Genomic DNA, 20918 nt, shown 5'->3' with positions numbered 1-20918 from the left:
GACCTCTTCCTGAGCTGCCGTTCCCTCTTCGGCAGCCTAGGTGTCCGCCGCTCGCGCGGCCATCGGCCGATCGCCCTGCGTCACAGGTCCTAGGCCCGTCAGGCGCGCGGCACGCCGTACGCCCGCGCCACCCGCAGCCGCAGCACCAGCCGCCTGTCGCGGACCATCGCGGCGCGGTAGTCGTCCCAGTCGGGGTGCTCGCCGCGGACGTCTCGGTAGAGGCGGATCAGCTCCTCGACGGTCGCGTCGTAGGGGTCCTCGGCCACCGGCGACAGCTCCGCGGTGCCCTCGGCGACGGTGTAGGCCCACCGGTCCGGGCTGGTGACGTGGTACGAGGCACGGGGGTCGCGGCGCAGGTTGCGGGTCTTGGCCCGGCCGTCGGTGACCGACACGCGCACGGTCCGCTCGTCGGGGTAGTAGGCGTGGTTGACGTTGGACAGCTGGGGGCGTCCGTCGCTCTTGAGGGTGATCAGCACCCCGTCGTGTCCTTCGGCGAGCAGCTTCAGAAGAGCGTCCTGGGTCATGTCGGGGGAACCTCTCCGCGTCCGTCGTGCATTCCCGTCACCGCCTGCGCGCCGTTCCCGAACGTGTCCCGGCCGTCGCACGCCGGGGCCTCGCCGAGGCCGCCGGGCCACGATACGGCGCGCCGGGCGCACAAGTCGCCGCGCCGCCCCGGTCGTGCCCGGAGTCGGGGCGGGACATCGCGGGCAGGTAGGAACTGATGAACCATCATGACCTGCCGTTCGGCGCGGGCCCCCGGCCGTGGCCGCGCCGTACGCCGGGTTCGGGCCGGCAGGCGCAGGTTTCGGCTCGGAAACGGTGGCGGTGGCGCGTCCGCTTCCCGGTGCCTCTTCTATAGCGTCCGTCACACCACACGCGGATGAGCGGGACCGTTCCCCTGTTCCTGCGCGACGATGAGGTCCGAGGTCGGACCGCACCGCGGACGACACGACCCGAGGAGAGCGATGGCACAGCTGCGACAGGAAGTCGACCCCGGTGAGGTGGGGCTGGACGTGAAGGCGCTGGACCGCCTCGACCAGCACTTCGCCCACTACGTCGACGAAGGGCGGCTGCCCGGTTACCTGGTGGCCGTGGCGCGCGGCGGCCGGGTCGCCCACCTCACCGCCCAGGGCCACCGCGACCTCGCGGCCGGACTGCCGGTCGAACCGGACACCATCTGGCGGATCTACTCCATGACCAAGCCGGTCACCGCGGTCGCCGTGCTGCTGCTGGCGGAGGACGGGCTGCTGTCGCTGGACGACCCGGTCGACCGTTTCGTGCCGGAGTTCGCCGCCCCGCGGGTGCATGTCTCGGGTGCGGGCGACGACATGGTGACCCGGCCGGCCGACGGGCCGATCCGGATCCGTCATCTGCTCACCCACACCGCCGGGTTGACCTTCGCCTTCTACCACACGCACCCCGTGGACGCCTGCTACCGCGAGGCGGGCCTGGAGTTCTCGGTGCCGTCGGGCGCGGACCTCGCCGAGGCGATGGCGGTGTACGCCCGGATGCCGCTCCAGTTCGAGCCGGGCACCCAGTGGAACTACTCCGTCGGCTTCAACGTGCTCAGCCGGGTCGTCGAGGTGGCCTCCGGACAGCGGCTCGACGAGTTCTTCGCGGAACGGATCTTCCGTCCGCTCGGCATGCCGGACGCGGGCCTGCACATCGTGCCCGAACAGGCCGACCGGCTCTCGGAGTTGTACGGCGAGACCGAGGGCGGCGGCATCGAGGCGATCCCGGGCCTGCCGTTGCGCGGCCGCCCCCGCTTCCTGTCCGGCAGCGGCGGCCTCGCGGCGACGGCGTACGACTACCACCGGTTCATGGAGATGCTGCGCCGGGGCGGCGAACTGGACGGCGTCCGGCTGCTGTCCCCCGCCTCGGTCGGGCTGCTCGCCGCCAACCACCTGCCCGGCGGGGCCGATCTGCGGGCCCACGGCGCCCCGGTCCACCAGGAACCGGGCAACGACGGGCTCGGCTTCGGTCTCGGCGTCTCCGTGGTGATCGACCCGGACCGCACCCTCTCCCCGAGCAGCCGCGGCGCCTACGGCTGGACCGGCGCGGCCACCACCGCGTTCTGGGTCGACCCCGCCCACGACCTGACCGTCCAGTTCCACACGCAGGTCCGGCCGAAGAGCCTGAAGATCTTCCCGGACCTGCGCCGGCTGGTCCACGAGGCGATCCAGGACTGAGCGCCGTCGGGCCTCGCGGACCCAGGCATCAGACCAGGTTGGCCTCCGGGCGCGGAGCGTCGGCCGCGAACCGGCCGGCGCCGAGCGGGCCGACGTCCAGGAAGGGCGCGCGGCCCAGGTAGAGGTCGCGGACCACCTCGCCGACGGCGGGTGCCTGCAGGAAGCCGTGGCCGGAGAACCCGGTGGCGTACAGGAACCGGGAGACCGAGGGCGCCTCGCCGATCAGGGCGTTGTGGTCGGGGGTGTTCTCGTACAGGCCCGCCCAGCCGCCGGTGCGGCGCAGGTCGAGCAGGGCCGGGGCCCGGCGTTCCATCGCCGCGTACAGGCGCGGGATCCAGCGGTCGTGGGTGTCGGTGGCGAAGCCCGGCCGTTCGTCGGGGTCGGACATGCCGAGCAGCAGTCCCGGGCCCTCGGCGTGGAAGTACAGGCTGGTGGTGAAGTCGATGGTCATGGGGAGCGTCGGCGGCAGTCCCGGGACCGGCTCGGTGACCGCGATCTGGCGGCGCAGCGGCTGCACCGGTAAGTCGACGCCCGCCATCGCGCCGACCGCCCGCGACCAGGCGCCGGCCGCGCAGATCACCGTGTCGGTGGCGATCCGGCCGAGGGTGGTGTGCACGGCGGTGAGGTACCCGCCGTCCCGTTCGATGCCGGTGACCTCGGTGTGGCGCAGGACGCGGGCGCCGTGGGCGCGGGCGGCGGCCGCGTAGCCGTGCACGACGGACTCGGGGGTGCAGTGGCCGTCGTCCGGGGAGTAGGCGGCGGCCAGCAGTCCGTCGGTGGTGATCAGCGGGGAGAGCCGGGCCGCCTCTTTCGGGGTGAGCATCCGGCTGGGCACGCCGAGGTGGTTCTGCAGCCGGACGCCCGCCTCGAAGGAGGCGACCTCCTCGGGGGTGGAGAGGAGGAACAGGTAGCCGACGCGGTGCAGCCCGATGTCGTACCCGGTCTCCTCGCCGAAGCGGGCGAAGGCCTCCAGGCTGCGCGCGCCCAGCTGGATGTTGAGCTCGTCGGAGAACTGGGCGCGCACTCCGCCCGCTGCCTTCGAGGTGGATCCGGCGGCGAGTTCGTCGCGTTCGACGAGGACGACGTCGCGGACGCCCGCCCTCGCGAGATGGCAGGCGATGCTGGTCCCCATCACCCCGCCGCCGATGATCACGACCTGGGCCCGAAGATTCACGCGTGTACCTCCTGTCGGTCTCCCCCGATCCTTCCCCGGGGGACCGCCCGGTACCTCAGGACCAGTGCGCCACCGCGTCCAGGTGGGGCAGCACGTGGTCGAGACGCTCGCGCTTCGTCCGGAGGTAGGTGATGTTGTTCTCGCACGGCTCGATCAGCAGCGGGACCGTTTCAGCAACGTCGATGCCGTGCTGTTCCAACGACTCGCGCTTGCGCGGGTTGTTGGACATCAGGCGTACCGAACGCACCCCGAGGTCGCTCAGGATGCCGGCGGCGACCCCGTAGTCGCGGGCGTCGACGGGCAGTCCGAGCGCGAGGTTGGCCTCGACCGTGTCCAGGCCCTCCGCCTGCAGCGCCATCGCGCGCAGCTTGCCGAGCAGGCCGATGCCGCGGCCCTCATGTCCGCGCAGGTAGACGACGATGCCGCTGCCTTCGGTGACGACCGCGCGCAGCGCGGCGGCCAGCTGGTCACCGCACTCGCAGTGCTGGGAGCCGAACGCGTCGCCGGTCAGGCACTCTGAGTGCAGCCGGGTCAGCACCCGGTCGCTGTCGATGTCCCCGTAGACCAGGGCGACTTGCTCGTCGCCGCGGTCGTGGTCCAGGTAGCCGATCGCCTGGAATTTCCCGTACACGGTGGGCAGCGGTGCATTCACGACGCGTTCCACGCCCGAACGCCGTGGGGACTTCTTGCCGAGTACGCCGATGTTCTCTGTCATGATCTGATTCCTAAGAGGAGACGAAAGGCCGTGAAATGACGAATGGTTCGGGCGCGCGTACGGCGGCATACGGGTTGTTGCCGGCGGACACTACGGAAGAGGTACGGACCAGGGGGGCGGGCGTTTCAACACAGGTCGCCGTCCTTCCCGTGGGGAGCTTCGAACAGCACGGCCCCTACCTCCCGCTCGCGACGGACACCCTCGTCGCCTGTGCCGTCGCGCGGGAGATCGCCGCCGCATACCCGGTGCACCTCCTCCCTCCGGTGACGGTCTCCTGCTCGCACGAGCACGCCGCTTGGCCGGGGACCGTCAGCATCTCCGCGGTGACGCTGCACGCGGTGGTGAACGACATCGCGGACTCGCTGCGCCGCTCGGGCGTCGAGGCACTGGTCGTGGTCAACGGCCACGGCGGCAACTACGTGCTCGGCAACGTCGTGCAGGAGGCGTCCGCGCGGGGCGAGCGGCTGGCGCTGTACCCGGCCGCGGAGGACTGGGAGGCGGCCCTGGAGCGGGCCGGGGTGGAGACCTCGGCGCTCTCCGACATGCATGCCGGAGAAATCGAGACCTCCATTCTGCTGCACGCTCATCCCGAATTGGTCCGCCCTGGATACGAGTCTGCCGATTTCACCGCTGACGACCGTCGTCATCTCCTCACCCTGGGAATGTCCGCCTATACCGAGTCGGGCGTCGTCGGCCGCCCCTCCCTGGGGTCGGCGGAAAAGGGGAAGGAACTCCTGTCGAGCCTCGCGGATTCCTTCGGCGCGGTTTTCGAACTGCTCGCCGCCGGGCGGGAGTAGCGCAGCCCGGCGTACCAGCGGACGACCAGGACCACCAGGCCCGGCAGGGCCGCCACGAAGCTGAGGACGCCGTAGACGACGGCGGTGGCGAGCCCGCTGTCCGCGCCGAGGCCGGCCGCGGCGAACGCCCAGGCGGTGACGCCCTCCCGGGGGCCCCAGCCGCCGACGTTCAGCGGCAGGCCCATGGCGACCAGGGCGAGGACGGAGATCGGGACGAGCACCGCCACGGAGGCGGCCGAGCCGGCGACCCGGGCGGCCACCACGAACATCCCGACGTGCCCGGCGAGGATGACCGCCGAGGAGAGGGCGACGCCCGGTGCGTTGCGCCGCGACAGCAGCGCGCGGCGGGCCTCGCCGAGGGTGGCGCGCAGGGCGCCGGCGCGCTTGCCCGGGGCCTTGTTCATGCGCAGGGCGACCACGATGGCGCACGCGCCGGCCAGCCCGGCCGCCGCCAGCGGGGCGAAGCTGCGCACCTCGGCGCGGACCGGCGAGGGCAGGATCAGCAGTGCGCCCGCGCCGAACACCGTCAACGCGATCTGTCCCGCGGTGCGTTCGAGGACGACGGCGCGGACCCCGCGTCCGATGTCGCCCTCGCTCTGCCCGTGCCGGACCGCGCGGTGCACGTCGCCGAGGACTCCGCCGGGCAGGGCCGCGTTCAGGAACAGCGCCCGGTAGTAGTCGCCGACGGCGGGCCCGAGCGGCAGCCGGAGGCCGAGGCTGCGGGCCACCAGCTGCCAGCGCCAGGCGCTCAGTACGGTCGTGACCGCGCCGATCACCAGACCCGCGACCAGCGTCGGGGTGTCGATGCGGCGCAGCCCGTCGAGGAAGACGCCGGTGCCGAGCCGCCACAGCAGCACGGCGATGATGGCGGCTCCGGCGACGGTGCCCAGGTGGGTGCGGAGGGCGCGGAGGTTGAGGCGCCGGGGCACGGCGAGCGGAGCGACGGGCGCGGTCTCCCGGACCAGGGTGGGAGTGCTCATGAGGTGCCTCCGGTCGGCCGGGCGAGCGCGAGCAGGTCACTGTGGTGCACGACGACCCGCAGTTCACCGGCCGCGTTGGCGGCGAGCCGCTCGGCCAGGTAGGCGTCGGCCCGTTCGGCCAGTTCGGGGCGCTCCTCGACGGCCGCGCCGACCCAGCCGCGCAGCCACTGCTCGGTGAGCGCCTTCTCGTCGGGGCCGAGCCGCCACGCGCTGGGGTGCACCTTCACGGTGGCGCCCCGGTCGGAGAACGCCTCGCAGGCGGCGGTGACGGAGTCCGGGCCGAGCAGGCCGCCGCGCCGCTGGTGCGCGTTGAACGCCTCGGTGAGTTCCGCGTCCAGCGGGTGGGCGGGGCTCAGTTCGACCCGTCCGGCGACCGAGAGGGTGAGCAGCGCGGGGCAGCCGGCCCCGGTGCAGGCCTCGGCGAGGATGTCGACCTCCTCCCGGGTGAGGACGTCCAGGAGCGCGGACGCGGTCACCAGGGAGGCGCCGATCAGCGCGTCGGGGGTGAGCCGGGCGACGTCGCCGCGCCTGGTCTCGACGGTGACCCGGCTGCCGTCGGCGGCGGCGCGGGGCGAGGCGACGGCGGCGAAGTGCAGCAGGTAGGGGTCGCGGTCGTGCAGGATCCAGTGCTGGGGGCCGTCGAGGCGGGGCGCGAGCCAGCGGCCCATCGATCCGGTGCCGCAGCCCAGGTCGTGCACGACGGTCCCCGCCTTGCCCGGCATGTTGGCCAGCCGGATCCGCAGCGGGTCCAGCAGGTCGTGCGCGCGGGCGGCGGCGTCCGCGCTCTCCCGCAGCTCCAGCCACTCGGGGGCGTATCGCGGCGGCTCCTCGGGCCCGGTCTCGCGCAGCCGTACGGTGGCCCGTTCGCCCGGACGGACGACGGGACCGGCCCCGGGTATCACCTCGGAGGGCGTCTGTTCGCGTTCTCGTCCCACACCCGCATCCGTAACATCCGTCGGTCCCGGCTGCGCGGGTATCGCGCCGACCGGAGCAGTGGTCGTGGTCTCGCTGGTCATGCCGCCCTCCGGGGTTCGTCAGGGAGCCGCAGCAGGACTCCGGCGAGGCTGCGGGCGGTGGCCGCCCAGCCGTCGAGCGCCGCCCGCCGGCCGCGCGCGGCGGCCTTGAGGCGGCGGCGTACGTCCGCCTCGCCGAACCAGCCGCGCAGTTCGACGGCGAGCGCGGCGGGGTCCTCCGGCGGCACGAGGATGCCGGGCACCCCGCCGTCGGGGGCGCGGCCGACCGCTTCCGGCAGGCCGCCGACGTCGGTGGCGAGCACCGGGATGCCGCGGGCGAGGGCCTCGGTGACGGCCATGCCGTAGGTCTCGGCGTACGAGGTGAGGACCATCAGGTCGGCGGCCGCGTAACTGGCGTCCAGGTCGGCGCCGGCGCGCGGGCCCGCGAGGTGCAGGCGGTCCGTCAGCCCATGCTCCGCGATCAGCGACCGCAGGTGGGCGACGTACTCGGGAGCCGTGTCGAGACCGCCGACGCAGGTGCAGGTCCAGGGCAGGTCCCGGACGGTCGCGAGCGCCTCGACGAGCCGGTGCTGGCCCTTGCGCGGGGTGACGGCGGCGACGCACAGCAGGTGCGAGACGCCGTCGGTGCCGCCGGCCAGCGGGGCGATGTCGGCGCCCGGCGCGGCCACGTGCACCCGTTCGGGTGCCAGGCCGTGGTGCGAGACCAGCCGTCGTACCGCCCAGTCGCTGGTCGCGATCACGGCCGGTACGGCGCGCAGCACCGTCCGCTCGCGGGCGTCCAGGTCGGCGGCGACGGCCGGGTCGAGGCCGGTCTCGGCGCCGAGCGGGAGGTGTACGAGGACGGCGAGCCGCAGCCGCTCGGTCTCCGGTACGACGATCTCCGGGACCCCGCAGGCCACCAGGCCGTCGAGGAGGACGACGGTGCCGTCGGGCAGCTCCCGCAGGGTGCGGGCGAGGGCGTCGCGGGCGGCGGTGTCGGGGCGCGGCCAGGAGCCGGGCGCAGCGTGCCTGGTGACCTGCCAGCCGAAGCCGGGCAGGTCCAGGCAGACCCGCCGGTCGTAGGCGTTGCCGCCGCTGGGGCTGGCCGGGTCGTCGACGCCGCCCGGCATGACGAAGTGCACGTTGCGCAGGGACATGGGGAGGATCCCGATGCTCGCCGTAGCCTTGCTGTCGGTGGTGGCCGCGCGCTGCGCGGGCACGTAGGTGAGGGCCGACGGGCGGCCGATGGCCATGTCGGTCACAGGGCACGCTCGTAACTCGCCCAGGCGACGTGCGACTCGTGGAGGGTGACGGTCAGCCCGCCGAGGCCCCGGGCGCCCTCGCCGAGCGCGCCTTTCTCGATGCGCTCGGCGAGCCGGTCGGCGATGACCTTCGCGAGGAACTCCGTGGAGGTGTTGATCCCGGCGAAGTCGGGCTCGTTGTCCAGGTTTCTGTAGTTCAGCTCGCTGACCACGGCGCCGAGTTCCTGGGTGGCAAGACCGATGTCGACGACGATGTTGTCGTCGTCCAGCTGCTCACGGCGGAAGGTGGCGTCCACCAGGAACGTGGCGCCGTGCAGTCGCTGCGCGGGCCCGAACACCTCGCCGCGGAAGCTGTGGGCGATCATGATGTGATCGCGGACGGTGATGCTGAACAACGGACGACCCTCCAGGTGCGGCGCGTCTGGTCCCCCGGCGGATCCCTGCCGGGGGATGCCCTTAATACGGCTCTTGGCTTCCCCGCGTTCAGTCCACTCTCACTCTTTTCTCAGGTCAGGACCTCTTGGGGGCCCGCAGTGGACGTTATTGGACGTTCCGTCAGCCGTTGTCGCCGTAGCGGACCCGGTGGCAGAGGGCCGGAAGCTCCCCGGAGGCGAGCCTCGGGAGCACCTCGGGCAGCTCCTCGAACGCGCTCTCCCCGGTGATGAGGGCGTCCAGCGCCGGGTCGGCCAGCAGGTCCAGGGCCAGGGCGAGCCGGTCGGCGTAGGTGCGGCCGGCGCGGGCGGCCGGGGAGACGGTGCCGACCTGGCTGCTGCGCACGGTGAGCCGGCGGGAGTGGAAGGCCTCGCCGAGCGGGAGGGCGATGCGCCGGTCGCCGTACCAGCTCAGGTCGAGGACCGTGCCCTCCGGCGCGAGGAGTTCCAGCGCGCGGCCGAGGCCCTGTTCGGTGGCGCTGGCGTGCACGACCAGGTCGCACTCTCCCAGGGCGTCCTCGGGGGCCGCGAAGTCCACGCCGAGGGCCTCGGCGGTCTTGGCACGGGCCGGGTCGGCGTCCACGAGCTGGAGCCGTACGCCGGGGAAGCGGGCGAGCAGGGCGGCGACCGAGCAGCCGACCATGCCGCCGCCGATGACCGCGATCCGGTCGCCGAGCAGCGGCGCCGCGTCCCAGAGGGCGTTCACGGCGGTCTCGACCGTGCCCGCGAGTACCGCACGTGCCGGGGGTACCCGCTCCGGTACCACCGTCACCGCGCTCACCGGGACGACGTAGTGCGTCTGATGCGGATACAGACAGAAGACCGTACGCCCGAGCAGCCCGTCGGGGCCCTGCTCGACCACGCCGACGCTGAGGTAGCCGTACTTGACCGGACCGGGGAAGTCGCCCTCCTGGAACGGCGCCCGCATCACGGCGTGCTGGCTCTCCGGCACCCCGCCCCGGAACACCAGTGTCTCCGTGCCCCGGCTGACCCCCGAGTACAGCGCACGCACGAGGACCTCGCCCTCGCCGGGCTCCGCGAGGGTGACGTCACGCAGCTCTCCGTGGCCCGGGGAGCGGAGCCAGAACGCGCGGGCCGAGGAGTTCATCGGAATCCTCCTGAACGATCGGGAAGTGGTTCACGTACGGAGTTGTGCACAGCGAGAAGTGCACAGGCCGCGCACAGTACGCGGCGTTGATCGACTCTGTCACTCGGCCGGAGGACGTGCGGTGGCCCTGAACAACACTTACGAAGCCAGGCTGGTCCAGCAGGAGACCGCTGTGGGAGCGGGCGTACAGGTCCTGTTGCTGGCCCTGCTCGGGACGGCGATCGGCATGGGGCCGGCCGGCTGGCTGACGGGTCTCGCGTTCGCGATAGCCACCTGGGCGGTGCTCTCCCGGGCCCTGCACCGCACCCGGCCGCGCTCCTTCGGTCCCGCCAACCGGGTGACCCTCGGCCGGGCGATCCTGGTCGGCGGCGTGACCGCCCTGGTCGCCGACTCCTTCGAGAGCTCCCCGCCGGTCACCCTGCTGGTCGGCCTGACGGCCGTGGCCCTGATCCTCGACGGCGTCGACGGCAAGGTGGCCCGCAAGACCGGTACGTCGACCGCGCTGGGCGCCCGCTTCGACATGGAGGTCGACGCGTTCCTGATCCTGGTGCTGAGCGTGTACGTGTCCACGCAGCTCGGGCCCTGGGTCCTGCTGATCGGCGGGATGCGCTACGCGTTCGTCGCGGCCGCGAAGTTCGCGCCCTGGCTCAACGCCCCGCTGCCGCACTCCATGGCCCGCAAGACGGTCGCCGCGATGCAGGGCATCTGCCTGTTGCTGGCCGGCGCGGACCTGCTGCCGTACCTGGCCAACCTGGGCGTGGTGCTGCTGGCGCTCGGCTCCCTGGTGTGGTCCTTCGGCCGGGACGTGGTGTGGCTGTGGCGCAACGCGCGGCCGGCCGCGGCGGCCGGGACCGTGGCGACGATGGCGGGGACCGGGACGGAGGCCGACCTCGAAGCCGAGCTGGAGGCCGGGATCGGAGCCGAGATCGAGATCGAGGTCGGCGCTGGAGCCGGGGCCGGATCCGGGGCACGGGAGCTGGCCGCGGTGCGGTAAGTCGGGGACAACGCAGCACGAGGGGCCCGGACCGGGGGATGGTCCGGGCCCCTCGTTTTGCCTACGGCCGTTGGCCTACGGGTGTTGGCCAACACTCGCTGGTCAACACCCGTAGGCCTGCGGGCGTTGACCTACGGGCGATTGCCAACGCCCGTAGGCCTGCGAGTGTTGACCTACAGGCGTTGGCCCACCAGTGTTGGCCCACCAGTGTTGGCCCACCGGTGTTGGCCCACCGGTGTTGGCCTACGACCGCGCGCCCCGCGTCCGTACGACGGCGAACGCGGCCGCCGCCAGGCCCAGCACTCCGACGATGAGGCCCGCGATGCCGAGGCCGCGGGCGGTGGAGTCGCTGGAGTCGGCAGCCGTGGTGGTCGCCTTGCCGCTGCTCTTCGTGGCCGGTGCGGCCGACGCGGCGGAGTCGTCGCCCGCGGCGGTCAGCTTGAGCGTCGGCGCCGGGTTCTCCGGCTCGTCGTCGCCGCTCTGCGCCTCCTCGATCCAGCGGACGACCTTGCCGTCGGAGTAGGTCTGCAGGGTCTTGAAGGTCAGCTGGTCGGTGTCCTCGGGCAGCTGGCCGAAGGCGACGTCGAAGTCCTCGAACTGGTCGGCGCCGATCTTGCCGCCGGTCCAGGTGATCTCAGAGGCGGCCTCGGTGATGGTGCCGTCGTCGGTCTTCACGGGCGTCTTGAGCTTGGTGGTGGTCACCTTCGCGGTCCAGCCGTCGTGCGGGGTGACGAGGACGCCCAGGACCGGGTGGTCGGTGGGCAGGTAGACCTGGACCTTGGTGGTGGAGGCGGTGTCCTCCTCGTTGGGCACGCGGAAGGTCAGCACGCCGTCGGTGGCGCCCTTGGCGTAGCTCTCGGGGTGGACGGTGACGTGCGCGGCGGCGATACCGGCGGCGGCCAGGACCGACGCGGAGGCCAGCGCGGTGACGGTGGCGGCGCGGCGCAGGGTGCGGCGGGTTGCAGACATGGCGGACATGAGTGAGTCGATCTCCGTACGAGTGAAGTCTGTTAGAGGTTCTTGCGGGTGTTAGACCGGGTACGGGATCGGGTTCGGTGGGCCGCGCCGGCTCACCGCGTGCCGCAGCGCGAGCAGCGGACGGGGCCGTATCGGGGCGGCCGGGGCCAGGCGGGGGCCGCCGGCCGGGGCGGGCAGCGGGGCGTCGTGCCACCAGGCGGCCAGACCGGGGACGAGCGCGGCGGTCCGCCTCAGCAGCGACCACAGCGCGGCCTCACCGCGCCGCAGCCACCAGGAGGCGACGAGCGCGGCGACGACATGGGCGAGGGTGGCGTGCGCGGTCAGGACGTGGATGTGGGGGTGCTGCTGCGCCACACCGCGCATCCCCGGCATATGCGCCATACCGGTCATAACCTGACCGTGCATGCGCATGTGGGCCATGGGCACGGCGGGCGCGGAAGCGGCCGGAGTGAGCGCGCGGGCCGCGCCGAAGCCGAAGTGCAGACCGGCCTGGGTGAGCAGCATGCCGATGCCGATCTCCGGCAGCCCGCGCTCGCGCCCCGCGAGGGCCCGCCCCAGGACGAACACGGCCACGAACCCGGCCGCGTCGGCCCACAGCGGCGGCATGTCGCCCATGGCGAGCCCGTGCCCGGCGGCAGCCAGCAGCACGCACACCGCGGCGAACACCGCGGCACGCAGGCTCCGTACCGCCGGTGACGCACTCATGGTGAGCGATCCTCCCACGATGGGTGGATACGGGAGGCACGGACGCCCCGTTCACTCATGGCTGGGTGTTTCCCGTGCGTGGGCCGTGGTCTGCTGTGAGCGCGGTCCGCGATCTTCGCCCCGACGCAGCGAATGCATCGCTCGAACGCGTGAACGCTCTGACGGGCACCGCGAGGATCAGGCCTCGGCCGCGAACGCCACGAACTCCGTCCAACCGTCACGGCACACGGCGAAGTGCGGTCGGGACACGTCCTTGGAGTCCCGTACGCAGACGGCCCGCTCGGTGACAGCGACCTCGATGCAGTCGTCTCCCTGGCTACCGCTGTGGCTGGACTTGAACCAGGCGAGTTCCGTCGTGCTCATAGTTCTCCTCGCAGTCGCTCCAACAAGCCCTGCGATTCTTTGGGGTTGAGGGCCTGCGAGCGCAGTGTGTCATAGCGCTGCTGGAGGAGGCTCACCTCTTTCACGTCACCGATCAGCCGCCCGTTCTGCTGCCCTTCCGAATACGCGAAGCGCCGCCCCTCCGGCGTCTCAAGAAGTCGAACCGGTCCGTCCAGACACGCGTGCAACCCCGCCGCCAACGGCACGATCTGCAGCGTCACGTTGCGCAGAGCGGCCCGCTCCAGCACATGGTCGTACATCTCGCGCATCAGCTCCGCGCCCCCGAACCGCCGCAGGAAGACGTGCTCCTCGACGATGAAGCTGAACGGCACCGTCGGCCGCCCGAACAGCATGCGCTGCCGCTTCATCCGCACGTCGAGCAGGTTCTCCAGCCCCTCGTCGGTGACCACCGGAATGGTGCCGTCGAACACGGCCCGCGCGTATCCGTCCGACTGCAGCAGCCCCGGCACCAGCCGGCACTCGTACGTGCAGAGGCTGACCGCGATCCGCTCCAGCCGGGCCCACTGCCGGAACCAGACCGCCAACCCCTTGTCGCCCCGCGTCAGGAACTGGGCCGCCTTCCGTAACGCCCCGGTGTTGCCCAGCACTTCCTCGGCCCGCTCCACCAACGCCCGGTCCGGCATCCGCCTTCCCAGCTCCACGGACGCGACCGTGTGCTTGGAGTACCGCACCAGTTCGGCGAACTCGGACCTGCTGTACCCGGCGTGCTCCCGCAGGGCATGGACGACGGCCCCGAAGGTCCGCAGGCTGTCGGAGGGATCGGGCTCCCGCTCCACCTCACAGCCCGTCAGGTCGTCGCCGTCACTCTCGTCCACACCGTTCGTCATACGCGGCCACCTCCAGGCACGTGCGCGCTCCGCTCCCCACGCTCAACTCACCCAGAGTGACGGCAAGATCCACGTACGGTCCACGTATTGCCCTCGTACGCCGACGCAGCGTACGCATCACGCACCTGGAAGGGTGCGTCGTCGTCGCTCACGCGTATGCCGGTCGAACGTGCGGTGGGCGCGGTACTCCCCTGGTCCGCGCCCACCGCGGTGTGTGTCAGGCCGCCCGGCGGGCCTGTCCCCGGTGGTCGCGGATGATGTCCGCGTACCGGTGGCCGCTGCCCTTGATCGTGCGGACCTGGGTGCGGTAGTCGACGTGGACCAGCCCGAACCGCTTGTCGTAGCCGTACGCCCACTCGAAGTTGTCCAGCAGCGACCAGGCGAAGTAGCCGGCCAGCGGGGCCCCCTTGCGGGCCGCCGAGGCGCAGGCCGCGAGGTGGCCGACCAGGTACGCCTGGCGCTCGGGGTCGTCGACGGTGCCGTCGGGACGGACCACGTCCGGGTAGGCGGAGCCGTTCTCGGTGACGTAGATCTTGCGGGCGCCGTACTCCTCGGTGAGGCGCAGCAGCAGCGTCTCGATGCCGCTCGCGTCGATCTCCCAGTCCATGCCGGTGCGCGGGACGCCGGGGCGGTAGACGGAACGGGCGTGGGGCGCGGGGCCGTCCGGGTCGTTCTCGACATAGGCCGGGAAGTAGTAGTTCAGGCCCAGCCAGTCGAGCGGGGTGGCGATGGTCTCCAGGTCGCCGGGGCGCTCGGGGAGTTCGACGCCGTAGGTCTCGACCATGTCGGCCGGGAAGCCGCGGCCGTGCACCGGGTCCAGCCACCAGCGGTTGACGTGCCCGTCGTGGCGGCGGACGGCGGCCTCGTCCTCGGGGCGGTCCGAGGCGGCGAACACCGTGGAGAGGTTGTTCACGATGCCGACCTCGGCGCCGGGCGCGGCGGCGCGGATCGCCTGGGCGGCCAGGCCGTGGCCGAGGAGCAGGTGGTAGGAGGCCCGGACGGCGGCCGTGAGGTCGGTCCAGCCGGGGGCCATCTTGCCCTCCAGGTGGCCGATCCAGGCGGAGCAGGAAGGCTCGTTGAGGGTGGTCCAGTGCTTGACCCGGTCACCGAGGCGTTCGGCGACCACGGAGGCGTACGCGGCGAAGTGCTCCGCGGTCGCCCGCTCGGGCCAGCCGCCCCGGTCCTGGAGGGCCTGCGGCAGGTCCCAGTGGTAGAGGGTGACCGACGGGGTGATGCCGGCCGCCAGCAGGGCGTCGATCAACTCGTCGTAGAAGTCGAGGCCCTTGGCGTTGACCGGGCCGTCCCCGGCGGGCCGCACGCGCGGCCAGGCGACGGACAGCCGGTAGGCGTTGGCGCCCAGTTGCCGCATCAGGTCGACGTCCTCGCGCCAGCGGTGGTAGTGGTCGCACGCGACGTCGCCGTTGTCGTCGTTGTCGATCTTCCCCGGGGTGTGCGAGAAGGTGTCCCAGATGGAGGGTGCACGGCCGTCCTCGGCGACGGCTCCCTCGATCTGGTACGCCGCGGTTGCCGTGCCCCACAGGAAGTCGTGCGGGAGGGCGGCGAGATCGATGGTCACGAAATTCCCTTCGGAACTGCGGAGTTCACTTGACGGCGCCGGCGGTCAGCCCGGCGACGAGGTAGCGCTGGAGGAGCAGGAAGCCGGCCACGACGGGAACGCTGACCACGAGCGAGGCGGCCATGATCTGGTTCCAGTACACGTTGTTGAGCGTGGAGTAGCCCTGGAGGCCGACGGCCAGGGTGCGGGTGGTGTCGTTGGTCATCACCGACGCGAACAGCACCTCGCCCCACGCGGTCATGAAGGCGTAGACGGCGACCGCGACGATGCCGGGGATCGCGGCGGGTACGACGATCCGCAGCAGCGCGCCGAGCGGCCCGCAGCCGTCCACCAGCGCCGCCTCGTCCAGGTCCCGCGGCACCGAGTCGAAGTACCCGATCAGCATCCAGATCGAGAACGGCAGCGAGAACGTCAGGTAGGTGAGGATCAGGCCGCCGCGGGAGCCGAACAGGGCGATGCCGGTGGCGTTGCCGATGTTGACGTACAGGAGGAACAGCGGGAGCAGGAAGAGGATGCCCGGGAACATCTGCGTGGACAGCACGGTGACCGTGAAGACGCGCTTGCCGCGGAACTCGTAGCGGCTCACCGCGTAGGCGGCGAACACCGCGACGACGACCGAGCAGACCGTCGCCGCGACCGACACGATCAGCGAGTTCACGAAGTACCGGGCGAGCGGGATCGTCGACCAGATGTCGATGTACGGGCGGATCGTCAGCCCGCTCGGCAGCCAGCGGAACTTGCCGGTGACGTCCGCGAGGGGCTTGAGCGAGCTGGAGATCATCACGTACACGGGGACCAGCACGAACCCGGTGAGCAGCGTGAGGAAGATCCGCCGGGACCAGAGGAAGGACCGTGGCGGGGCCATGGGCGAGCTAGACATCCGAGGTCCTCCGTCCGCGCGAGGTGAACACCAGGTACACGCCGGTCACCACCAGCAGGAAGAGCAGCAGGAGCACGGACATGGCCGAGCCGGTGCCGAAGTTCCAGGTGACGAAGGAGGCCTGGTAGATGTGGACCGAGATGAGGTCGGCGGCCTCCGGGGCGGACCTGCCGAACAGCACGAACGGCGTGTTGAAGTCGTTGAACGTCCACAGGAACAGGACCAGGATCAGCACCTGGTTGACCGGGCGCAGCGACGGCAGGGTGATCCGGCGGATCTGCTGCCACATGCCGGCGCCGTCCAGGGCGGCCGCCTCGTACAGCTCCCGCGGGATGTTCTGGAGGCCGGCCATCACGATCAGGAAGGCGAACGGCCAGCCCTTCCACACCGACACGGTGAGCAGGGCGTAGAAGCTGTTGTCGCCGATCAGCCAGAAGGACGGCTTGTCGGTGAGGTGCAGCTGGTCGTGCAGGACGTGGTTCACCAGGCCGTTGTCGTGCTGGAACATGAACACCCAGGTGATGACGGCCGCGTAGACGGGCAGCGCGTACGGCACCAGGAACAGGGCGCGCAGCAGGCCGCGCCCCTTGAAGGTGTCCTGCATGAACACCGCAGCCGCGGTGCCGATCAGCCAGCACAGGCCGACGGAGAGCAGGGTGAAGCCGACGGTGACGAAGAACGAGTGCAACAGGGCTTTGCCGACGGGGGCGTTGAACTCGACCGACAGTTTGTAGTTGTCGAACCCGGCCCACGGGGCGGTGGTCCAGTCGCGGATGTAGAACTGGGTGAGCTCCTTGAAGCTCATCACGACGCCGATGACCATCGGGATGAGGTGGACGAGGAGTTCGAGCAGCAGGGCGGGCAGGAGCAGCAGGTAGGGCAGTCCGATGCGGCGGATCCGCCCGGGGCGGCGGCCCGAGCCGCCCGCCGCCCCGGGGGAGTTCACCCGCGCCGGTTCTTGCACAGCGGTGGTGGTGGTCGTCATGGTGCTCAGGCCGCCGGCATCTGCTGCTGGGCCTTCTCCAGCTCGGCCTTGACGGTGTCGGTGGTGATGGCGCGGCCGGCGGCGGCGTCGGCGAACAGGTTCTTCACCGCCGTACCGACCGTGGTCTCGAACTGCGACTCCGCCGCCACCTGGGGCAGCGCCGCGGCGCTGGTGGCGAGGGTGGTCTTCAGGACGGAGTTGGCCGGCGTGCCGAAGGCCGCGTCCTCCTGGGCGGTCTTGACCGGCGGGATGGTGCTGTAGGCGGTGTTGAGGGTCTTCTGCTCGGCGTCGCTGGTCATGAACTTCACGAACTTGGTGGCGCCGTCGAGGTTCTTGGTGTTCTTGAAGACCGCCAGGTTGATGCCGGCGACCATCGAGTTGACCTGGGTGCCGGTGCCGGGGGTGCCGGACTGCACGGGCACCGGGGCGATGCCGTAGTCGCTGTCGCTCATACCCTGCGACTTGAGGTTGGAGGAGGCCGACTGCCACAGCAGCATGGCCAGCTTGCCCTTGGCGAAGTCGCTGACCGACTGGTTCTGCGCGTACTCGGCGTCACCGGTCGGGATGACCTTGTCCTTGGCCATCAGGTCGACGTACTGCTTGACCGCGGCGACGACGTTGTCGTCGGTGAAGTCGGGCTTGCCGTCGGCGGTGAAGAAGTCGGCGCCGTGCTGCTTGGCGAAGACGAAGACGTGGTGGATGTTCTCCGAGACGTTGCCGCCCTCGGCGCCCAGCACCGACTTGCCCTTGGCCGATATCTTCTTGCCGTCGGCGATCAGCTCGTCCCAGGTGGCCGGGGGCTGGGCGATGCCGGCGTCGGCGAAGATCTTCTTGTTGTAGTAGAGCGCGTACGCCATCGAGTACAGCGGGACGGCCGCCGGGTCCTTGCCCTCGGCGCCCGTGGAGCCGAGCGCGGAGTCGACGAAGCGGTCCTTGCCGCCGATCTTGTCGAAGTTCTTGGCGTCCCAGGGCAGCAGCGCGCCGGTCGCCTGCAGCGAGGCGCTCCAGGTGTTGCCGATGTTCAGCACGTCGGGGCCCTGGCCCGAGGTGGTCGCGGTCAGGATCCGGTTGAGCAGGTCCGACCAGGGCACGACCTCCAGCTTGACCTTGATGCCGGTCTGCTTCTGGAACTTGTCGAGTTCCGGCTGGAGGACCTGCTTGTCGACCTCGATGCTCGCACCCTGGTTGGAGGCCCAGTAGGTGAGCGTCTTCGGGGAGTCGTTGGACCCGCCGCCGGTGGACGAACCGCCACCGCAGGCCGTGGCCGCGAGGGCGAGAGACATGGTGACGGCGCCTACGGCCGCGGCTCGGATGCTGCGCATGGCTCCAGCTGTGCCTTTCCGGGAGTCGAGAACCCCGAGAGGGCTTCGCGAAGGCCGGCGCCCGCGAGTGCGGACGTTTGGACCGACGTTCGGCTTCCGAAGCCCCTCATGGCTTAATTTAGGACGTGAGTTAATCCCCCGAAGACTAGCTCGTCAAGGGATCCGGCACGGGTATCCGTGCAGGCGGGCCGGGGAACAGCCGGTTCCGCGGCGGTGGTACGCCCACCCCGACGGCGTGACCTGGGCCGAAGCGGGGTGACCTGCGCGGAGAGGAGGCCGATGCCGTTCCACAACGGTTGTGTTTCGACGGGGCGTTGGGGACGGGGCGCCGCTTACGGCGGTGGAGGGGGCGGCGGCACGCTCCCGCTCGCCAACGGCGGCATGGGGCCGCCACCCACGGCGGCAAGCGGGCCGTCACCGGGATGCCCGGAGGATGCCCCGGCGTTCACGCCGGGGAGGAGTCCGGTTTCCCGCGGAGCGGGGCAGGAGAAGCCGGATCGCCGCCGGGCGATCCCGCGGCCGCCCGGGGAGCGGCGAGGGCGGCCTCCAGGAGGTGGAAGATCTCGGAGTTGAGGGACCGCCGGTCCGCGGCGGCTTGGGCGGTCACCCGTTCGTGTAGGTCGGCCGGGATCCGGAGTGAGAAACGAATCATGACGCTACGGTGACATCATGACGACGCTGATGGAGACCGACGGGGCTGGGTGCGCCCGGTACACCTACCGTCTGCGTGTGTCATCGACCGCCCGTACCGCGCTGGAGGCGGAATGGGACCGGTGCCGGTGGATCTGGAACGAGTGTGTCGCCAAGTCGAAGGCCACCCACGTGCACAACAAGACCACGCAGGAGAAGGGGGAGAAGCGGACCTGCGGCCCGGCGCAGCTCGACAAGATACTGACCGAGGCGCGGGCGCGTACGCCGTGGCTGCGCGAGGGCAGCTCGGTGCCGCAGCAGCAGCTGATCCGGGACTTCGGCAAGTCCCGCGCCAAGGCGCACAAGGACATCCAAGAACGCCTGCCTCAGCGGCAGCGGGCCGGTATGCCGGGGTGGAAGAAGAAACGCGACGCCTTGCCGACGCTGAACTACACCCGGCGCGGGTTCCGGCTGAAGGACGGCCGCCTGCATCTGGCGGGCGGGATCGTGCTGAGCGTGGTGTGGTCGCGCGGTCTGTCGGCCGAACCCTCCTCGGTGCGCGTGTACCGGGACAGCGTCGGTCACTGGTACTGCTCGTTCGTGATCACCGCCGAGGTACGACCGCTGCCCCGAACCGGCCGGGTGCTCGGCGTGGACTGGGGCGTTAAGGAGACCGCGACCACCACCTCCGACGCCCACGACCTCCCACACCCCCAGCACGGCCGCAAGGCCCAGACCAGGCTGACCCGGTACGACCGGATGATGGCCCGCCGTCGGCCGAAGAAGGGGCAAGCCGCCTCGAAGGGCTACCGCGAGGCGAAGAAGTGGCGGGCGAAGGCCTACGCGAAGATCGCCCGGCAGCGGCAGGACACCGCACGCAAGTGGGCGAAGAAGGCCGTCACCGACCACGACGCCATCGCGGTCGAGGACTTCCGCCCGAAGTTCCTCGCCAGGTCCTCGATGGCGCGTAAGGCGGCGGACGCCGCGATCGGCGCGACGAAGAGGGCCCTGACCGAGATGGGCCGCAAGCACGGACGCGACATCCGTCTTGTGCATCCCGCGCACACCACCATGGACTGCGCATCGTGCGGAGCGAGAACCAAGCACGCACTGCCGCTGTCCGAGCGCACCTACACCTGCACCGCGTGCGGAGCGGTCTCGCCCAGAGACAAGAACTCCGCCCGCGTGATGCTCGTCCGGGCAGGTCTGAACCCGGCTGGCTTCGAGGGCGTAAGACCGCCGGGAGCGCTGCTCCCAGAGGCAGCCTGAGCCAGGAATCCCCGCTCAGCCCTGAAGGAAGGAATCCCCTTCCCTTCAGGGAGGGGAACAGTCAACTTGAACGCGAGCGCCGCGAACGCGAACGGCCCTTCGGGGTCGGCGGTCCGCCGCTCCTCGACGTCCTGGTGGATGCCGCGTACGGCGGGGACGTCGAGCGGCGAGGGCAGATAGGCCACCGCCGCGTCGAGGAGCGGTTCGACACCCCTGTTGCGGTAGGCGGAGCCGCACAGGACGACGACGCAGTCACCGGACAGGGTGAGGTCGCGCAGCGCGGTCCGGCATCGACGTGGGCGAGGATGCCCAGGTTGCGAACGACGGCAAGGGGGTTAGCGGAGTTCGGGTGGAGTTCGGTGCGCATGGCCCGGTGCCTTTCGGATGACGGTTCCCGGAATCGCTCCCGGAAGGGGCGGCGCGATTTCCCGTGCGGCGCAGACCGTCGGTCATGCCTGACGAGACGTCAGATCAATAACAGGTACCGATGGTTGACGTATCTGGTCGCGCGTCACGGAGTCCGGTGCCGGCCGCGCGGCGGGCACCGGAGGGACGGGGACACGAGGATCACGTCAAAGCGGGACAGGGAGCGGGAAAGGGAGGGGACGACAGCGGTGCGGTCCCGCATGGCCCTCTCCCCTCGTTCGTCCGAACTCGTCACGGCTCAGCACCGCGGCCGCCGGGCGCGGCTACGGTGCGTGACAGTGGACGAGTGTAGGCAGGGGCTCTGGGGCACGCACC

At 71.3% G+C, this 20918-nt stretch carries 20 protein-coding genes and 2 pseudogenes; 4 read left to right on the top strand and 18 right to left on the bottom strand.

What is annotated here, in order from left to right; genetic code table 11:
- Positions 1-98: 98 nt before the first annotated feature.
- Positions 99-524, bottom strand: coding sequence for a PPOX class F420-dependent oxidoreductase (locus ACIQVL_RS41925; protein ID WP_403440280.1), 426 nt, complete (start codon positions 522-524; stop codon positions 99-101).
- A gap of 441 nt (positions 525-965) precedes the next feature.
- On the opposite strand from ACIQVL_RS41925, the gene ACIQVL_RS41920 reads away from it, so the two are divergent.
- On the top strand, positions 966-2189 hold the full coding sequence (locus ACIQVL_RS41920; RefSeq protein ID WP_403440277.1) for a serine hydrolase domain-containing protein: 1224 nt from the start codon (positions 966-968) through the stop codon (positions 2187-2189).
- A 28-nt stretch (positions 2190-2217) separates the two neighbouring features.
- Here ACIQVL_RS41920 and ACIQVL_RS41915 read toward each other — a convergent pair whose 3' ends face one another.
- Together ACIQVL_RS41915 and ribA are read right to left on the bottom strand one after the other, a co-directional pair.
- The gene (locus ACIQVL_RS41915) at positions 2218-3363 is read right to left on the bottom strand and encodes an NAD(P)/FAD-dependent oxidoreductase (protein WP_403440275.1); all 1146 of its coding nucleotides are present in this window, start codon (positions 3361-3363) and stop codon (positions 2218-2220) included.
- Positions 3364-3418: 55 nt separating this feature from the next.
- Positions 3419-4078 carry a GTP cyclohydrolase II gene (ribA, locus tag ACIQVL_RS41910; RefSeq protein WP_403440272.1) on the bottom strand — a complete coding sequence of 220 codons (660 nt, stop codon included), beginning with the start codon at positions 4076-4078 and terminating at the stop codon, positions 3419-3421.
- 35 nt (positions 4079-4113) lie between these two features.
- Here ribA and ACIQVL_RS41905 point away from each other — a divergent pair, with 35 nt between their 5' ends.
- The gene (locus ACIQVL_RS41905; RefSeq protein ID WP_403440271.1) at positions 4114-4875 is read left to right on the top strand and encodes a creatininase family protein; all 762 of its coding nucleotides are present in this window, start codon (positions 4114-4116) and stop codon (positions 4873-4875) included.
- 98 nt (positions 4876-4973) lie between these two features.
- On the opposite strand, the pseudogene ACIQVL_RS41900 reads toward ACIQVL_RS41905, so the two are convergent.
- From ACIQVL_RS41900 to ACIQVL_RS41880, 5 genes and pseudogenes are all read right to left on the bottom strand, one after another.
- Positions 4974-5855, bottom strand: a pseudogene (locus ACIQVL_RS41900) (YbhN family protein); the annotation flags it as partial.
- Entirely contained in the window at positions 5852-6871 is a 1020-nt protein-coding gene (locus ACIQVL_RS41895) for a trans-aconitate methyltransferase (protein ID WP_403478100.1), read from the bottom strand. The gene ACIQVL_RS41895 and the pseudogene ACIQVL_RS41900, both read right to left, overlap by 4 nt.
- Entirely contained in the window at positions 6868-8061 is a 1194-nt protein-coding gene (locus tag ACIQVL_RS41890) for a glycosyltransferase family 4 protein (RefSeq protein WP_403440548.1), read from the bottom strand. The genes ACIQVL_RS41895 and ACIQVL_RS41890 overlap by 4 nt, the downstream gene beginning before the upstream one ends.
- A gap of 5 nt (positions 8062-8066) precedes the next feature.
- Positions 8067-8465 (bottom strand): 6-pyruvoyl trahydropterin synthase family protein, encoded by a 399-nt coding sequence (locus ACIQVL_RS41885; RefSeq protein ID WP_403440265.1) that lies wholly within the window; start codon positions 8463-8465, stop codon positions 8067-8069.
- 160 nt (positions 8466-8625) lie between these two features.
- Positions 8626-9609, bottom strand: coding sequence for a dehydrogenase (locus ACIQVL_RS41880; RefSeq protein ID WP_403440262.1), 984 nt, complete (start codon positions 9607-9609; stop codon positions 8626-8628).
- A gap of 121 nt (positions 9610-9730) precedes the next feature.
- Here ACIQVL_RS41880 and ACIQVL_RS41875 point away from each other — a divergent pair, with 121 nt between their 5' ends.
- The gene (locus tag ACIQVL_RS41875; protein ID WP_403478099.1) at positions 9731-10603 is read left to right on the top strand and encodes a CDP-alcohol phosphatidyltransferase family protein; all 873 of its coding nucleotides are present in this window, start codon (positions 9731-9733) and stop codon (positions 10601-10603) included.
- A 243-nt stretch (positions 10604-10846) separates the two neighbouring features.
- Here the strand turns inward: ACIQVL_RS41875 and ACIQVL_RS41870 are convergent, their stop codons facing one another.
- From ACIQVL_RS41870 to ACIQVL_RS41830, 9 genes are all read right to left on the bottom strand, one after another.
- The gene (locus tag ACIQVL_RS41870; RefSeq protein ID WP_403478098.1) at positions 10847-11572 is read right to left on the bottom strand and encodes a YcnI family protein; all 726 of its coding nucleotides are present in this window, start codon (positions 11570-11572) and stop codon (positions 10847-10849) included.
- Positions 11573-11632: 60 nt separating this feature from the next.
- Positions 11633-12286: a hypothetical protein gene (locus ACIQVL_RS41865; protein WP_403478097.1), complete on the bottom strand. Its 654-nt coding sequence runs from the start codon at positions 12284-12286 to the stop codon at positions 11633-11635.
- Between the two features lie 177 nt (positions 12287-12463).
- The gene (locus ACIQVL_RS41860) at positions 12464-12649 is read right to left on the bottom strand and encodes a DUF397 domain-containing protein (protein WP_403478096.1); all 186 of its coding nucleotides are present in this window, start codon (positions 12647-12649) and stop codon (positions 12464-12466) included.
- A complete protein-coding gene (locus ACIQVL_RS41855) occupies positions 12646-13515 on the bottom strand; it encodes a Scr1 family TA system antitoxin-like transcriptional regulator (RefSeq protein WP_403478095.1) in 870 nt (289 codons plus the stop codon). The genes ACIQVL_RS41860 and ACIQVL_RS41855 overlap by 4 nt, the downstream gene beginning before the upstream one ends.
- Before the next feature lie 217 nt (positions 13516-13732).
- The gene (locus ACIQVL_RS41850) at positions 13733-15091 is read right to left on the bottom strand and encodes a GH1 family beta-glucosidase (RefSeq protein ID WP_403478094.1); all 1359 of its coding nucleotides are present in this window, start codon (positions 15089-15091) and stop codon (positions 13733-13735) included.
- A gap of 25 nt (positions 15092-15116) precedes the next feature.
- Complete coding sequence (locus tag ACIQVL_RS41845; protein WP_403438015.1) at positions 15117-15956, bottom strand: carbohydrate ABC transporter permease; 840 nt, start codon at positions 15954-15956, stop codon at positions 15117-15119.
- Between the two features lie 7 nt (positions 15957-15963).
- A complete protein-coding gene (locus tag ACIQVL_RS41840; protein ID WP_403437978.1) occupies positions 15964-16956 on the bottom strand; it encodes a carbohydrate ABC transporter permease in 993 nt (330 codons plus the stop codon).
- A 5-nt stretch (positions 16957-16961) separates the two neighbouring features.
- Positions 16962-18278: an ABC transporter substrate-binding protein gene (locus ACIQVL_RS41835; RefSeq protein ID WP_403437975.1), complete on the bottom strand. Its 1317-nt coding sequence runs from the start codon at positions 18276-18278 to the stop codon at positions 16962-16964.
- 445 nt (positions 18279-18723) lie between these two features.
- Positions 18724-18930 (bottom strand): Arc family DNA-binding protein, encoded by a 207-nt coding sequence (locus ACIQVL_RS41830; protein WP_393815553.1) that lies wholly within the window; start codon positions 18928-18930, stop codon positions 18724-18726.
- Positions 18931-18947: 17 nt separating this feature from the next.
- Here ACIQVL_RS41830 and ACIQVL_RS41825 point away from each other — a divergent pair, with 17 nt between their 5' ends.
- Entirely contained in the window at positions 18948-20177 is a 1230-nt protein-coding gene (locus tag ACIQVL_RS41825; protein ID WP_403478093.1) for an RNA-guided endonuclease InsQ/TnpB family protein, read from the top strand.
- Positions 20178-20236: 59 nt separating this feature from the next.
- Here ACIQVL_RS41825 and fusA read toward each other — a convergent pair.
- Positions 20237-20458: pseudogene (gene fusA, locus ACIQVL_RS41820) on the bottom strand (elongation factor G); the annotation flags it as partial.
- Between the last annotated feature and the right edge of the window lie 460 nt (positions 20459-20918).

Source organism: Streptomyces sp. NPDC090499 (genome assembly GCF_044769305.1).
Classification (GTDB): domain Bacteria; phylum Actinomycetota; class Actinomycetes; order Streptomycetales; family Streptomycetaceae; genus Streptomyces.
This window is presented reverse-complemented; position numbering and strand designations above follow the sequence as displayed.